The organism is Paenibacillus sp. AD87 (genome assembly GCF_001659845.1).
Taxonomy (GTDB): domain Bacteria; phylum Bacillota; class Bacilli; order Paenibacillales; family Paenibacillaceae; genus Paenibacillus; species Paenibacillus marchantiae.
Genome location: NZ_LXQN01000007.1, coordinates 147766 through 163748 on the forward strand (window position 1 = coordinate 147766; position 15983 = coordinate 163748).

The 15983-nt window shown below is 49.4% G+C and carries 9 protein-coding genes and 1 pseudogene; 7 read left to right on the forward strand and 3 right to left on the reverse strand.

Annotation, left to right across the window (positions count from 1 at the left end):
- Together gpAD87_RS00780 and gpAD87_RS00785 are read left to right on the forward strand one after the other, a co-directional pair.
- Window positions 1–544, forward strand: a pseudogene (locus gpAD87_RS00780) (PLP-dependent aminotransferase family protein); the annotation flags it as partial.
- A 121-nt stretch (window positions 545–665) separates the two neighbouring features.
- Window positions 666–1451: a helix-turn-helix domain-containing protein gene (locus tag gpAD87_RS00785; protein ID WP_053783204.1), complete on the forward strand. Its 786-nt coding sequence runs from the start codon at window positions 666–668 to the stop codon at window positions 1449–1451.
- A 501-nt stretch (window positions 1452–1952) separates the two neighbouring features.
- Here gpAD87_RS00785 and asd read toward each other — a convergent pair.
- Together asd and gpAD87_RS00795 are read right to left on the reverse strand one after the other, a co-directional pair.
- Window positions 1953–2744 carry an archaetidylserine decarboxylase gene (gene asd, locus gpAD87_RS00790; protein WP_063566074.1) on the reverse strand — a complete coding sequence of 264 codons (792 nt, stop codon included), beginning with the start codon at window positions 2742–2744 and terminating at the stop codon, window positions 1953–1955.
- Window positions 2745–2829: 85 nt separating this feature from the next.
- Window positions 2830–3960, reverse strand: coding sequence for a YheC/YheD family endospore coat-associated protein (locus tag gpAD87_RS00795; protein ID WP_064635742.1), 1131 nt, complete (start codon window positions 3958–3960; stop codon window positions 2830–2832).
- 395 nt (window positions 3961–4355) lie between these two features.
- Here gpAD87_RS00795 and gpAD87_RS00800 point away from each other — a divergent pair, with 395 nt between their 5' ends.
- Entirely contained in the window at window positions 4356–9587 is a 5232-nt protein-coding gene (locus tag gpAD87_RS00800; RefSeq protein ID WP_064635743.1) for a WIAG-tail domain, read from the forward strand.
- Window positions 9588–9769: 182 nt separating this feature from the next.
- Here the strand turns inward: gpAD87_RS00800 and gpAD87_RS00805 are convergent, their stop codons facing one another.
- Window positions 9770–11335, reverse strand: a complete 1566-nt coding sequence (locus tag gpAD87_RS00805) for a M4 family metallopeptidase (protein WP_064635744.1) — start codon at window positions 11333–11335, stop codon at window positions 9770–9772.
- A 760-nt stretch (window positions 11336–12095) separates the two neighbouring features.
- Here gpAD87_RS00805 and gpAD87_RS00810 point away from each other — a divergent pair.
- The 4 genes from gpAD87_RS00810 (at window position 12096) to gpAD87_RS00825 (ending at window position 15722) form a co-directional block, all read left to right on the forward strand.
- On the forward strand, window positions 12096–13046 hold the full coding sequence (locus gpAD87_RS00810; RefSeq protein WP_231952396.1) for a glycosyltransferase family 2 protein: 951 nt from the start codon (window positions 12096–12098) through the stop codon (window positions 13044–13046).
- Between the two features lie 62 nt (window positions 13047–13108).
- The gene (locus gpAD87_RS00815) at window positions 13109–14224 is read left to right on the forward strand and encodes a glycosyltransferase family A protein (RefSeq protein WP_231952397.1); all 1116 of its coding nucleotides are present in this window, start codon (window positions 13109–13111) and stop codon (window positions 14222–14224) included.
- Window positions 14221–14994, forward strand: a complete 774-nt coding sequence (locus tag gpAD87_RS00820) for a glycosyltransferase family 2 protein (protein WP_064635746.1) — start codon at window positions 14221–14223, stop codon at window positions 14992–14994. Before gpAD87_RS00815 ends, gpAD87_RS00820 begins: the two co-directional genes overlap by 4 nt.
- Window positions 14991–15722: a sugar phosphate nucleotidyltransferase gene (locus gpAD87_RS00825; protein WP_064635747.1), complete on the forward strand. Its 732-nt coding sequence runs from the start codon at window positions 14991–14993 to the stop codon at window positions 15720–15722. The genes gpAD87_RS00820 and gpAD87_RS00825 overlap by 4 nt, the downstream gene beginning before the upstream one ends.
- The last annotated feature ends 261 nt before the right edge of the window (window positions 15723–15983 follow it).

A 15983-nucleotide genomic window follows, 5' to 3' on the forward strand; every position in this document is an offset into this window, starting at 1 on the left:
GCTCAAAGTACTCGATCGTGAACAACGGGTCATTTATGTCGGATCGTTCTCACAAACGATGGTTGCATCCTTCCGGCTTGGTTACGCGGTTCTGCCACCCAGTCTGGTGCAGCCACTGATCGCTGCAAAAGCACTGTACGAACCCGTACCTCCTGCCCTTCTGGAGCAGCGTGCACTTGCGAAGTTTATGGCCCGAGGAGGGTATTTGCGCCATCTAAGACGGTTAACCCGTCTCTATGGGGAACGGCATGCTTTTTTTGTCAGTGAGATGAAGCGGGAATTACCGGAACCTTTCATCATGCAGCCTGGGGATGCTGGATTGCATATTTATGCTACGTGGAAAGGGGATATTGACAGTTACGAGCGGTTCAAGGCACTGGCTCAGGAAGAAGGTGTCGTATTCCGTGATGCGGTTCGTTATTGGCTGACTCCAGGTCCGCCGGCTGTGTGTTTTGGCTTTGCACATCTGGAGAAAGAGGAGATTGAAGAGGGGATAAGGCGAATGCGGTTAGCATGGGAGAAGTGCACATTTTCGTTTCGGTGAATTCCGCTGTATAATGGAATAAGACGTTTCGCTCCAGCAGGAGCAGAAATATATAAACACATATCGCATCATTTTTGATGCAGTATGCAAAAGAGATTAACTTTCAAGGGGGAGTGGCGACATGCTGCAGGCATCGCCGTCATCTTTTGTTATTTTGCCCGCCGTCGCCAAAATTGTCTGCGAACCGGGATGGAAGTGGCAGAAGCGGGAAAAACCGATGCAAAACTATGACTTATTTTATGTATGGAGTGGTGAAGGGACCGTTGTGCTGAATGACCGATCGTATGAAGTTGGCAAGGGTAGTTGTTTTCTGTTCAGGCCAGGCGATCATCCTACTGCAACACATAATAAGCAAAAACCGTTGGTACTAACGTATATTCATTTTGATGTAGATATACCCGTTAATGATGTTCCCCAGTCCTATCGTGAGGTACTGGAAACGGTGGAATTCGAGCACTTGCTGGCTCGTTATGTAAGACTGTTCCTATCCGATGTATATGGGCGGGATGAAGAGAGCCGACTGATTCTGAAACAGCTGATGATTCATTTGCTGCGCGCGGACACGGAAGCTCCTGTGGAGAAAAAGGTAAGCAACCAGTTGTCCGATGTCATCCAGGAGGTTGCTAACTATGTCCGTCAGCATCCGGGGATAACACATCGCGTGGAAGATCTTGCTGCAAGGGCTGGATTATCGCCGCGATACTTCTCGATCAAGTTCAAGGAATTGATTGGTTCGTCCGTGCAATCCTATATCATCCGCATGCGCATTGAGCGGGCTGAGCATCTGTTGGTGCATACCGGCATGAATGTGACCGAAGTGGCAGATGCCCTGGGGTACCGCGATATCTTTTTCTTCAGTCGTCAGTTCAAGCAGTATACCGGCAAAAGTCCGTCCGAGATTCGTTAGGGCCTCTCTGGCCGGTAGAATATGGTAACGTTTCAATTCTGGGAAGCAGGGGTAAGTATGTAGCATTCCAGACGATCGAAAGGGGGAACTTGTGATGAACGGAAAACGTCGGGTCCGCAACCGGGGATGCTCTATCAGGGGCTTTAATATTTTCCGGAACCGCCTGCGCCGCTCCAAACCGGCAGAGGAAATGCAGGACGTATGGTTTTAAGGAATGGTCAGAAAACCAATATGACGAAGCTTAGCTTCGTATTGCATGTATACATGGAATGGGAACGGTAATCATCCTGACTTCTACATAGCTCTGAAGCGGATAATCGGATTCTCTGATCGGCAAAAGGTACTCATAGCCTGGACACTTTACCCTTAAAAGGTGTTCCGGCTGTGAGTACCTTTTTATATTTATTTTTTTATATAGGCCAAAGTTCTGTGTAATCTGTTTCTTGAGATCAGAAATTAAAAAAGATGACTCCTGTTATTCAGGAATCATCTGCGTATTGCTCAATGGATTGGTTTTAACCGACCGAGCAATTCTCCCATTTTGACGGAGTCGCCAGGCTGCAAGCCTGGGTCCGGTTCGAATGTACCGCTCTGTGTTAACAGTACGACGGTGGAACCGAATTCAAAATATGCGAGATCATCGCCTTGTGCCCATGAACTTACATCCGCACCAGCGTACTGTATGCTGCTCACATTCATTGCGCCTACTTTCACGACAGCAACTTCTCCATAATCATGAGCAATATACGTAATGAGCCGTTCGTTCCGACTCAGCACCGATTTCATATGGGTCAGACCAAAATCATTTACGGGATAAACCTTGCCCTTAATATGTTCACTCTCAATGCGGCGACCGCTAACAGGAGCATGAATGCGGTGATAGTCGCGTGGGCTGAGATACAGGACAAAGGCATAACCGTGCTTGTACTTCTCCAGATGTGGTGAGTGGTTTAATAATTCAGCAAGTGTATAATTTTGTCCCTTAACATTCAGGAGCGTTCCAGCAGATACAGGACCGGCTGCCGTGATTTTGGCATCGACCGGACTGATCAGTGCATGTTCTGAAAGTTCAAGCGGGCGCATGCCCGGTTTAAGTTTACGGGTAAAGAAATCATTCAAAGAACGATATTCCTTCCAGTCTTTCTCAGCTTCCTGAACAGGGATGTCGTAGGTCCGGACAAAATAAGGGATAAATGCCTTGCTTCCCCGGCTCTTGGAGAAGGCTCCCACAGTCCGGGAGATCCATTTGCGAGAAGAAAGCTCGGTCATTAACCGCAACAGCGTTTTTGCCATGAATATCCCCCTTAGGGTTAGTGCGAACTTCAAGGCCGGCAGGGCCGGCCGTTCTGCATAATATTGACACAGAATGCCCACGAAATCAATATAGGCCACGATCATACGTCTGGGGCTGCCTTGGTATGCGCGAATTCTGCTCCAGCAGCAGACGTCCGTAAGCCATCGGCTGCCGGTAGCTGGCTTTCCAAGTCTCCGTCATTCCGGCCTTGCGGAAACCGTAGCGCTGATCCCTTCCGTTGCATTCGATAAAATAAATCTGGCCCTTCTCTGTGATCCCCAAATCAAGTCCGAGGTCCGCAAGATGAGGCAGGCTCGAAGCCAGCGTCCGTGCGATTCGGAGCCCGACAGACCGGATTCTGGCCTCCAGTTCAAGTGCATGCCAGTCGGTTGCCTGCAAGTCAAGAGCTTCAGCCAGCGTCATGACTTTGCTGCCTTGGGCGATATTCGTGACAAACGTATGCGCCGGAGCCACCTTGGCGAATATGCCTGTGATCGCCCACAAACCGTCACTTCCTCGTTGCACGGATACCCGCAGATCTACAGGTCTTCCCTCAAAACGAACCAGAGGTATGCGCTCTTCAATGAGATAGGCATGCCGGAAAATACGGCGCAGTGTGGCTGATGGCAGTTGTCCCTTATTCAGTCGAAAAGTGGCCCATCCCTTGCGTGAAGTCCTTGTCTCACATGTCAGTTTCCATTGACCGTCCTTTTGGAATATCCGCATAATGCCGTGACCGATGCTTCCGCTGCATGGCTTGATCACCAGATCATCGTAATGTTCCATCATATATGCCAAAGAATCAGGTGTAGCTTTGACCGCACGGGGGAGATGTTGCCTGAGACCGGGGTCCTGATAAAGCATCTCGTGAATGTGGTCTTTGCGGTATCGATTGCGTACATTGTATACCTGTATGCCCTGCAACAGCAGTTTGGTCACCTGATGCTGCTCCGAACGGCGAAGCTGGAGAGCCCGGTTATGAATAACGGAGGGCAATGGCATCCTTTGACGAACGTATATACCCTCTTTTTTTACATAAGCCATACAGGTTTTGTTGTCCGAATCCACGTCTTCCAGCCGCAAAAAACAAGGAGTTAATCCATAACAGGCCGCTGCCTGTTCAACATTCGCGAGTGATTCCTGACCCGTCCTTCCAGCCGGTATCCCCCGGTACATGCGTGAATCGAACAGAATACCGATCGTTTCTTGTAGCATGACCGTTCCTCCTTCAATGTTATCGCGACCATGGATCGTCCATCCATGGAATGCCGGCCTGTCACCGCATGGCTCTGACATCACGATAACGCAGACCGGATTCATGATGCTTCGATATGCATCAACGAGTTCTCCTAGCAGCTCCTTTGCATCATATGGATTTATGCAAATGGCTTACATGATATCGTATGACATCTCGGGAGCAGGGGCGTGGACAGCCGCCTTACATAAGTGAACGGGTACAGCCTATTTCAATAGGGACAGCTCGATCATTCATACCTTGAAGCTTGTGCAGAGATGAAATGCAACCCACTAAAGTCATGAATTACAGTGGCAGATGCCCATACTGACGCATATGATGCCGGAGACGAACGTTAGAGGAAGGAGCTAGCTGCATGAGTAAAAAAGGCAATAAGAAGGTTCCTACGCCAAAACTGCGGCATGTGAGTCCTAAATTTAAGGAACTGGATCTGACCAATCGACGGTCAGACACAATGGACTCAGGTTTCACTTCGAATAGGGAAGAACGCTTGAATACAAATAAACGGAATTCGAAGGCCATTCAGGCATCAGAAGAATTCCTATCCGAATCAATGGAGCTACCTGCTTCAACGAACGAGCTGGAAGACCTGGAGATCGTAACCAAAGCCATCAAACCGGAACCCGTAGAGTCTGATAGCGAGAAAGTCGTCGAGACGCAAGATATCCTGGAAAAGCAGATTCAGGTTAGCAGCGTGGCTCCGCTTGTTCTGGAAGAAGAGCTGGGTATCAACAAGCAAGAAACAGCAAGCAGGGACCGGTTGCAGATCCTGAACCAGAACCAGATGCCTGGTCATACCGGACACTATATCTACACGGACGACTTGAGTGAATTTGCTGTTACGGAGAGCAAACTGGCTCCTTTCTCTGTGGATGCCTCCAAGCTGAAACCGGATGCGGTCGGCAGTGAAGCATTGCAGGATTATGCGGTGACCAGCATTCACATAGCAGACGGGGCCATTGTTTCAGCGAAACTTGCGGAAGCGTCTGTATCTGAGGAGCACCTGATTGACGGCTCTGTGTCTGGTCATAAAATACGAAATGCTTCTATTGCAGGTGAGAAAATCAGAGATGGCAGCATTACTTCTCAGAAGCTTGGCAACCAGGTCATCGATTCGGCCAAAATTGCCGACGGTTCCATCGGCACAAGACATCTCAGCCGCATGCTGGTAACGGAAGAATTAATCAAGAATCATGCCGTAACTGGAGACAAGATTGCGATTAGCGGGGTGGATACAAGACATCTCACGGGGGGAGCTGTGAATACCTCCAAACTGGCTGACGATGCAGTGACTACATCCAAAATTCGGGAAGCTGCTGTCACAGGCAGCAAAATCGAAGAACTATCCATCGAGTCTCACCATATTCAGGCAGGTGCTGTTAAACAGACACATCTGGCAGAAGGGTCTGTCGGTCGTTCACAACTATTAAATGGCAGTATTGGAAGTGACCAGATAGAGGATGGGTCCATACAAACAAGACATTTAGCTGAGGGTTCACTAAGTGGAAGACATCTCTTGGACGGTTCAATCGGATCAAGCCAGATTCGCGCTCATTCCGTTGGCAAGGAGCAGATTGGCAATGGAGAAGTGGGCAGTGAGCATTTGACGGAAGGTGCAGTAACCAGCAGCAAACTGGCAGACCAGTCTGTGGGAACAGCAAAATTGCTGGAGCAGTCCATTACGGCATCCAAGATCTCTGATCAGAGCGTCATTTCTTCCAAAATTGCGGATGAAGCCGTACAAGGTAAACATCTTGCCAAAGGGTCCATTCGTGCGGAACACATTGCGAATCGGGGAATTACACCGGTACATGTGGACAATTCCGCAATTCACTCCATTCACATTGCAAGTGGGAGCATCGAGGCAACTCATCTATCTACCGCAAGTGTGTCCGGAGATGCTCTCGCAGACGACGTGGTGTGTGAGCGGCATCTTGCAGAGTCGGCCGTGGGTACGTATGAATTGCAGGATGCTGCCGTTACAGACGTTAAACTCGCGGATGGAAGTGTGACAACAGAAAAGCTTGGAACGGCATCGGTGAGTAGCAGAGCGCTTGCCCCGGGAAGTGTTATATCCTCGCATCTTGCGAGTGGTGGAGTCACAGGTACACATCTGGCTCCAGGCAGCGTGGGTTCCGAGGCCCTGAGACCTTATGCAGTGAAATCGGAACATCTGACAGAACATGCCGTAGGTGTACCTCATCTTCAGCCAGGCAGTGTTGAAACGGATGCGATTGCACGGGCCGCGGTCACAACAGATAAATTGGCTATTGATAGTGTAACTTCAGCCCAGCTGGCTGGCGGGTCCATTTTTCCGCCTCATCTAACAGATCATGCGGTTACCTCCCCCAAGCTTTCACCAGAGAGTGTTGCCACAGATAAACTGGCGGATTTTGCTGTCACGTCAGCTAAACTGGCAGACGGCAGCGTGACTTCTTCCAAGATTATGGCAGAGAGCATTAACGCCAAACATATTCCATCAGGAACCATTCGCGGATATCACCTGAAGCAGCATGCCGTTTCCTTGGAACATTTGTCGGAAGAAATACGCTCGCCGGAATTATTCGCTGATGGCAGTATTACCGGCAACAAACTTCGGCATGGCTCCATAAGTGGGGACCATTTGACAGCAGACTCGGTATCGGGGACAGAACTACAACAGGCTGCTGTAGGTAGCGAGCACTTGCAGCCATCCGTTGTACAATCTGTCCATCTGGCTGAAGGCAGCGTGAAATCTGACCATTTGGGAACTCAAGTAGTGAGCTCACAGCATCTGAAGGCAGACATCATTCATGAGGAGCATATTGCTGAACAGGTGGTCACATCGCATCACTTGGCACCTGGATCTGTTGAAACAGACCATCTGGCACCTTTATCCATTACAGCGGCTCATCTTCAGCCAGGTTTAATTAGTGGTTTGCATCTTCAGGCAGAGTCGACAAGTGCTGTTCACCTGCAGCAAGGAGCTGTGCATTCCCGTCATATTCAAGATGGTGAAATTCTTCCTCATCATATCCATGAACGCAGCATCGGAACGTCTCATCTGGAAGAAGAAGCGGTAAGTACGATTATATTGCAGGATGAATCTGTAACACGCTCCAAACTAGCAACTGGTAGTGTGGATGGCAGTAAATTAGCCGCAGGAACCGTATCGGCTACTCACATTGCCAATGAAAGTGTGCAGACCCGTCATATCCAAGAAGGAGCAATCCTTGCTGATCATATTCAAGAGTGCAGTATTGGCTCAGTTCATCTGGATGAGGAGTCTGTAAGTGCGGTTCATTTGCAAAATGGATCTGTAACAAGTGCCAAACTGGCGGATGGCAGTATAAACGGCAGCAAATTGCTTGAAGGAACCGTATCGGGGATTCATATTGCGTCCGAAAGCGTGCAATCCGAGCATATTCAGGCAGACGCCATTCATGCTGACCATATTCAGGAGCGGAGCATCGGCACAACCCATCTGGAGGAGGAAGCAGTAAGTGCGATTCACCTGCAAAATGGGTCTGTCATCAGTGCCAAACTGGCCGACGGCAGTGTAACCGGCAGCAAGTTGATCGAAGATGCGGTGTCGGGAATCCATATCGCCTCTGAAAGTGTGCAATCCCGCCATATCCAGGCAGGAGTAATCTTTGCTGACCATATTCAGGAGCACAGCATTGGCATGCTTCACTTGGAACAGGAAGCAGTAAGTGCCATTCATCTGCAAAATGGATCTGTAACAAGTACCAAGTTGGCCGACGGCAGTGTAACCGGCAGCAAGCTACTTGAAGGAGCAGTATCGGATATCCACATTGCAGACGATAGTGTGCAATCCCGTCATATTCAAGAGGGAACAATCCTTGCTAATCATATTCAAGAGCGGAGCATCGGCACAGCACATTTGGAAGAGGAATCGGTAAGTGCCATTCATTTGCAAAATGGATCTGTAACGAGTGCCAAACTGGCGGATAGCAGTATAACCGGCAGCAAGTTACTCGAAGGTACGGTATCCGGGATTCATATCGCCTCGGAAAGTGTGCAATCCGAGCATATTCAGGCAGGAGCCATTCAAGCTGATCATATTCAGGAGCGAAGCATAGGCACAACCCATCTGGAAGAGGAAGCAGTAAGTGCGGTTCATCTGCAAAATGGGTCCGTAACGAGTGCTAAATTAGCTGACGGTAGCATTAGCGGCAGCAAATTGCTCGAAGATGCTGTATTGGGGAGCCATATCGCGTCGGAAAGTGTGCAAACTCGCCATATCCAGGCAGGAGCGATCCTTGCTGATCATATTCAGGAGCATAGCATTGGTACGTCCCATCTGGAGGAGGAAGTAATAAGTGCGGTTCATCTGCAAAATGGGTCCGTAACGAGTGCCAAACTGGCCGATGGCAGTGTGAGCAGCAGCAAACTGCTTGAAGATGCGGTGTCGGATGTCCATATTGCCAATGGAAGTGTGCAATCCAGTCATATCCAAGAGAGAGCCATCCATGCTGACCATATTCAAGAGCGAAGCATTGGAATCTCCCACCTCAAAGCGGAATCGGTCAGTTCGATTCATCTGCACAATGGTTCCATAACAAGTGCCAAAATGGCTGACGGCAGTGTAAACGGTAATAAATTGCTTGAAGGTGCGGTATCGGCTATCCACATAGCAGACAAAAGTGTGCAATCTCGGCATATTCAGGATGGAACGATTCTTGCTGATCATATTCAGGAACGCAGTATTCGCACAACCCATCTGGAAGAGGAAGCAGTAAGCGGGATCCATCTACAGAATGGGTCCGTCACAAGTGCCAAATTGGCCGATGGCAGCGTGAACGGCAGCAAACTGAGTGAGCAGAGTATTACCTCTAATCATTTGAATGCGGGGATTGTAGGTCCGGCGCATTTGAGCGAAGAGATATGGAATGCGATTCGTCAGTTCAGTGGAGAAACGCTGGAACAACTGGCAGCTATCAAAAGACAAGAGGGATTGCTTCAAACAGAAAATGAGGCAGTACCGCCATCACAGCCGGCAATTGTCGTGGAACCCTCAAGTGTCGATCTGAAGGAAACGCAGTTTATCCAGACGTCGGGTCAGGAGCTGGGGCAACAACAAGAGCATCCATCGCAAGCTAACCAGTTTGGAGATTCATTGACGACAGCTGGCACGGTCCAGCCACAGCTACCGCTACCACAGCCTGAATTTTCACATGAGATCGATGGAATTAAGGAGTTCAAGCTGAGGGAGCAGGCAGTTAAGCAGGAGCATTTGAGTGATGGAGCTGTTGGAAGCAGCCAGTTGCAGCATGGAGCTGTGGGTCCTGAACACCTGTCATTCCAGCCCGTACGAAGTGTCGGCCGTCAACCTGTGGTGCAGCAGTTCGGTATGGAGGCCTTTATATTGCCTGAGGATGAACAGTGCGTGGAAGTAACGGTAGCCTTTGAGGAGTCGTTTATATCGGAGCATTATGTGATTGTAGCCATGTGTAATGATCGGGGATTCCAGGTGTCGCTCCTCTCCCAGAGTGAGGATGAAGCCGTACTGGAAGTGTCACGAACTACGGGCTCCACACACACCTATGGATTGTTGTCATGGATTGCCGCTGGGCCTTCCGTGTAAGAGTGCGAGATCATGTGTCCTCATTCAAGACATCTGTAGACGAATGATTTCACATGTTTAAATAGACAAAAGCGGTTCCCGGATATGTCCGGGACACCGCTTTTTTTCATATATAAGCTTGCTCCGTTCGGACGATGAGGGGTGCCTGAACGATTTAATATGAGTTCAATAACGAATGATTCTTACAGTCCTACAGCTTGATAAGCTTTGGTAATTGCAGTAGCTTCAGCAGAAGTCGCTCCGTACAGATCTTTGGCTGCTTGGATTGTCGCTGTTTTGGCAGCAGCAAATTTGGATGTAGGTGTCAGATAGTTCACGAGTGTGCTGTAGAAAATCTGAATGGCTTTATCACGCCCGATTCCTGTTACTGTCACACCATTATGTGTGCCGCCTTGGGCTGCAAGATAGTACGCTTTGTTAATGATACCGCTGTTGGTATGAACGCCTCCGTTGTCCGCTGTTCCAGTATAACGGTCAGCGTATTTGTCAGGTTGTCCATACAATGTAGGGTTGGATAGGGAGCGCAGTGCATCACCTGCAATGTTAGGGGTGTAGACATCGTCGCCAAGCAACCAGTTTTTGCTTTGGATCGTATTTCCGAAAATATCAGCGAAGGCTTCATTTAATGCACCTGGCTCATTGCGGTACTCCAGATTGGCTGTATACTCAATGACACCGTGAGTCAATTCGTGGCCTACTACATCCAGATCACCAGATAGTGAACGGAAAGTCGTTCCATCACCGTCACCAAATACAATCTGTACTCCGTTCCAGAATGCATTATTGTAGTTAGAGCCATAATGCACAGTGGATTTAATGAGCAAACCGTTGCCATTAATACCGTTGCGGTTGAATTTGTTTTTGTAGAAATCATACGTGGCAGCAGCATGGGCGTGGGCATCTACGCCTGCACGATCAGTCCATACGTTATCGGAATCTGTCAGGAGTGCACCTGGAATGGAGGAACCATTGTTTGCAGTGTAAGTTTCAATCCCATTGCCGCGAGTGGTATCTTTCAGTTGGAAGGTACTGCCGGATTGGGTGGTTGTAAGGGTTTTGGTATCACCAAGTACACCTGTACCTGTTCCTGTTGCGAAGTTGATGAGGTCATATTGAGATACGATACTGCCGTCAACGGCATTCACGAAATATTTGGTACGTAATGGGGCGGGATCCAGCACATTGACTTCCGTAATGTAAACAAGGTAGGTTTGGTCATCTTCCTCGTTGTGGTAAATGTTTAGTTCCGCTTCAGGGGTTTTCTGTGGTTCGCCAAGCTCTCCAACGCGGGAAGTGGCTTCTTCCGATGCAATCTTGATCGCATCTTCTGCACTGATTTCAGCGACACCGTCATTAGGAATGGCTTGTTCTTCAACCGGTGGGAGATCTCCGAGTGCGGATGAAACCTGGCCTGTTTTGTCTAGATGGATCGTTTGCTCGGCACCGTAGACTGGAATGCCCTTAATGTACTGCTTCAGGCGGAAGTGTCTTACACCAGAGGTGTCCGTAGTTCTTTTAATAATTTTGAGTTGGGATTTCACGTCGGAATTCAGGAATTGTTCCTGTTGTCCAAGGAAATTAAAGATTGTTTCGTCAGAACCGCTGTTCAACTGGATACCCTCCTCAGAGGCATAAGGGGCCTGCAATGGAATGGACTGATCAGACAATGGAGCTGCAGCAGCAGAAGATACGGAAGCGAGCAAAAGAGCTCCTCCAAGAATTGTTGGCATAACTTTAGCAAATTTCATAGTAAACTCTCCCATTCTCAATATGATTTTTTTGGAAAATACATAATTATGCCAATCTCGGTTGGAGTTCCGTCTGCAACTTGGGCAGCGCGGAGTGTGGGGCTGAATCTGAAACGTGGAATATGACAAGAAACGATAAGGAACAAAGTCGGCAGAGCCTGTATGCCTGTGGTTGGGCGTGTCAAAGGAGTACCGTTTATCCGGTTCAGCCATGAGGCTTAATCGTTCATTGTGGTTCCTCTTTCAGAAGCCAGGGGTCTTGTCCACTTGCGAAGCAGAAGATGTTCTTACGGAGCCGGGGTGTTCGTTCCGGGTTCACATAATAGAGCCTGAACTACGTATTGAACGGCATCACTCCTCTCAAGGTACATGCAACAGAGCAAAAACAGCCTCTTGTATCATTCTGTACGCATAATTAACCCCAGGTCAATTAACAGGAATGAAAAAAGATTACTAAGGAACGTTTGTTCCTCGTTAGGATTTTTTTGTCAATCCACTGCTTGCAACGTATATTATCACAATGTAAAAGTTTGGAAAAGATGCAATTTTAAATTTTTTTTAAAATTGTGTCTGAAGTAGGGGAGCCGTAGCATATTTCGCATATTTTGACGAATTCTGTCTAAATAAATGGATTGACTGAGCCGGGTGGCAGACAGAACCTGCTCGGTTCAAGGACATACGCCGTTTCCACTGCTCCATGAATACATAGAATAACGTGTACTCCCTTTGCATGCCGATGATGTACACCCGGGAGGTGACTGTGTTGCAAAAACGCGGCAATACAGCTTTTTATGCAGCCAAATCGAATCTGGCTCCAAGAAAAGCGCAATTAAAGAAGCGTCGTTTGAAATCTGCTTACAAAAAGGGTACAAAGGCCTACAAGTACGTAATTCCACCCGTGGAGCAAACGGAATTGCCAGCATTCGGAGCTGAGCATGCGATGAGAGAGACACTTGCACAGGATTCGACGTACTCGCATAAACCACTGCTTTCGGTCATTATACCTGCCATGAATGAAGAGCGAACCATTGGTGCAGTCGTGCGTCAGTCGCTGCGGATATGCCGTGATGCTGAAGTGCTTGTTATTGTGAATGGTTCAACGGATGGGACGGCAGCAGCGGCAAAAAGGGCAGGGGCACAGGTGCTTCGTTATGCCGAAGCTTTGGGACATGATGGAGGAAGAAGAATCGGTGCAGCGGCAGCTCGTGGCAGGGTGCTGTTGTTCACGGATGCAGACATTCCAATTCCGGCAGAACATCTCGCGCCTTATGTGCGAGCGGTTCTGGACGGGACAGATGTGGCGCTGAATGATTATAACGGACCGGTGGCGCGTATCCCTGTTCACCCTGTGGTAGAGGCCAAACATGCGCTGAACAGCATGCTCGCGAGACCTGATCTGCAAGGGGCTTCCATGACAGCCATTCCGCATGCATTAAGTCGCAGGGCACTTGAAGTGATTGGGACGGACACACTGGAGATTCCACCGTTGGCACATGCAAAGGCGGTTACCAACGGGTTGAAGGTGCGTGCCGTCCATCATGTGCCTGTAGGCAAAATGAACGCAGTTCGAGTCAAGAAACGAAGCGGACCTGACCCGCTCAGTCAAGTGGTCTGGAATGATCATCTGACAGCGATCAGGTGGATAACCGATACACTTGGCCCACGCGGAGGACATTCCGATCTGCAGCGTGTTCGTAGCCTGACGAGGTGAGCATGTTGCCTAAAACAAGAAAGAAACCTCGTCAAAAGATGCAGCATGCTGGAGGTGAGGAAATGAAGGAGCGTTCAGGGGGTGTCCGTCGTCAACGGACAGCAGGCAGACGAACACCAAGGAACAGAACCAGAACCATTGGCAGGAAGAGCCTGACTAAATCGCCGCTAAAGAGTTCAGCATCGAGCAGGTCGGCAATGAACAAGTCCGTATTGCATGAAGCATTCAGCGCAGGGCAACGGACAGGACGCATGACGTTGGAAAATGAACAATCAATTGAACAACATGCGCGTTCAACATGGCAGGAGCATGGGGCTGCGATCTCAGCGGAGCTAAGGAGTTATTCTGCTGCAATGCAGGCAGGGAAAGCATTCATGCAGGGTTATGCTCAAGCTGCGGGACGCTCATTGAATATTATTCCACTTGCCCTGAATAAACCTGCCGCTGCAGTCGTCTGTGCCTGCAATGAGGAACTTACGCTGGGGCAAGTACTTGTACAACTGAAACGTTTACCGCTGACAGATATCGTTGTGGTATTGAATGGAACAACGGACAACAGTCTGACACAGGTGCTTGAACAGTCTGGCATCACGCTGGTCTATGAACCTGACCGGGCGGGACATGATGTAGGCCGCGCCTTGGGGGCCAAAATGACGGAGGCGGAGACCCTTCTCTTTGTGGATGGGGATATGGTCGTCCCGGCAGAGCAACTCGCCCCGTTTCTGTATGCGGTCGACCGGGGAGATGATGTGGCACTGAACAATCTTTCATCGCTGTTGCCTCCATTTGCCCGCCAGGATGAAGTGAGCCGGATCAAGGCATATCTCAACCGTGTGCTTAATCGTTCGGATCTGGGTTCCAATTCGTTGACGGCTGTACCTCATGCCCTCTCACGTAAGATGATCCAGATCGTAAAACCGGAGGCGCTGGCCGTTCCTCCCAAAGCGCAAAGTCTAGCCATTCAGCATGGATTAAAAGTGACTGCACCCAGTCAAGTGGATGTCATTCGTTCCAATCGCCTGCGTTCCACCAATACGGGCAGCGGCAACGAAGTCGCCCGATTGATCATTGGCGACCATCTGGAGGCGATTGCAACCTGGCTGGATATGGGCGGCAATAAGTCACAAGCCCGATCCATTTCTCGTGCTGAAGTGGCCTACAGGAGGAACGCCAGATGACACTGACGAGTATTATTATTCCGACGTACAACGGGCTGGAACTGCTGAAGCCGTGTATCGATGCCATTAGAAAATATACCGATTCTCATACACCTTATGAAATCATCGTTGTGGATAATGGTTCGGTTGACGGAACAGCAGCGTATTGTGCACGGGAACGAATTCGTTTTGTTCGGTTGCCGGACAATCGGGGTTTCCCGGCGGCTTGCAATGCCGGGCTACGTGCAGCCTGTGGTGATGAGCTATTGCTGCTGAATAACGATGTTACAGTTACCATTCGCTGGCTCGAAAATCTGCGGGCAGCCCTCTACAGTGAAGCAAACATTGGCATTACAGGTCCGGTGACCAACTATGCAAGTGGTATCCAGCAGGTAGAGCTTGAGTTCCGGGACATGGTACATTTTCAGGAACTGGCTGCTGCCAACAATATAGTCGATTCTTCCAGATGGAAGGAAGTCAGACGAATTGTCGGCTTATGTATGCTCATGCGGCGAAGTGTGATGGAGGACATTGGTGTGCTTGACGAAGTCTATTCGCCGGGACACTATGAAGATGACGATTATTGCTACAGGGCCTGCCAGAATGGGTATCGTTTGCTGGTATGCGGGGATGTCCTGGTACATCATCGCGGCAGCGCGAGTTTCCTGAAGACCGATCCTGTAGCATGGAAACAGTTGCTTGAGCGCAATCGATCCATTTTTATCAACAAATGGCATGTCGATCCCCTTAAATATATTGAGACATCCGATGAAGGAGGGATAGTGGAATGAAAGGTGTAATTCTTGCTGGCGGAACAGGAACACGACTGTATCCTCTCACCCGGCTGATTAACAAGCATCTGATTCCAGTCGGCAAGCATCCGATGATTATGTATGGCATCGACAGACTCCGCCAGGCAGGCATTGAAGAGATATTGATAGTGATCAACAAACATTCCGCTGGGTTATACACGGAGTATTTGGGTGGTGGAGCAGATCATGGCGTCAAGCTGACGTATCGGATTCAGGAAAAGGCAGGCGGGATTGCCGAAGCATTGGATCTGGCGACATCGTTTATCCTTCCTGGAGAGAAATTCGTTGTGCTGCTGGGAGACAATCTGTTTAGCGACGATTTGAAGCCTTTTGTGGATAAGTATATGCAGCAGCCTGCGGGTACAGCTCGTGTCTTGCTCAAAGAAGTGGACGATGCACGGCGGTATGGGGTGCCGGTGTTTGATCCACAGCATCCGGAACGAATCTCATACATTGAGGAAAAACCGAGTGATCCCAAGACCTCTTATTGTGTTACTGGCATATATATGTATGATGACCATGTATTCAACCTCATTCAGAACATTACACCTTCTGCACGCGGCGAACTCGAAATTACGGACGTGAACAATCATTATGCAGCAGCTGGAGGACTGGAATACGATATTTTGCAAAAATATTGGAGTGATGCCGGGACGTTCCAATCGCTTCAGGAAGCAGCCATCCGCATGAAGGGTCAACTGCCCTAAAATATATGCGCCTGATGCTGCCGCTGTGAGAGGTCCCATGAGAGCAGAACAACCTGCGCCGGAGCCGGAAGAATGCTCCGGCGCTTTGTGCAGCGGCGGCACTCCTCGTGCATGCCAAGGGAGGGAATGCCGTGAGAGTAGCAAAACGCAGCGACTTGGGCAGGAAGAAGACACTGGGCGGTCATGCCGGCTCCTTGTACGTATCTGTGGGAGTGCAGCCCAAAGCAAGTTCGAATCACGAATGGGGAAACCAAGGCGCGA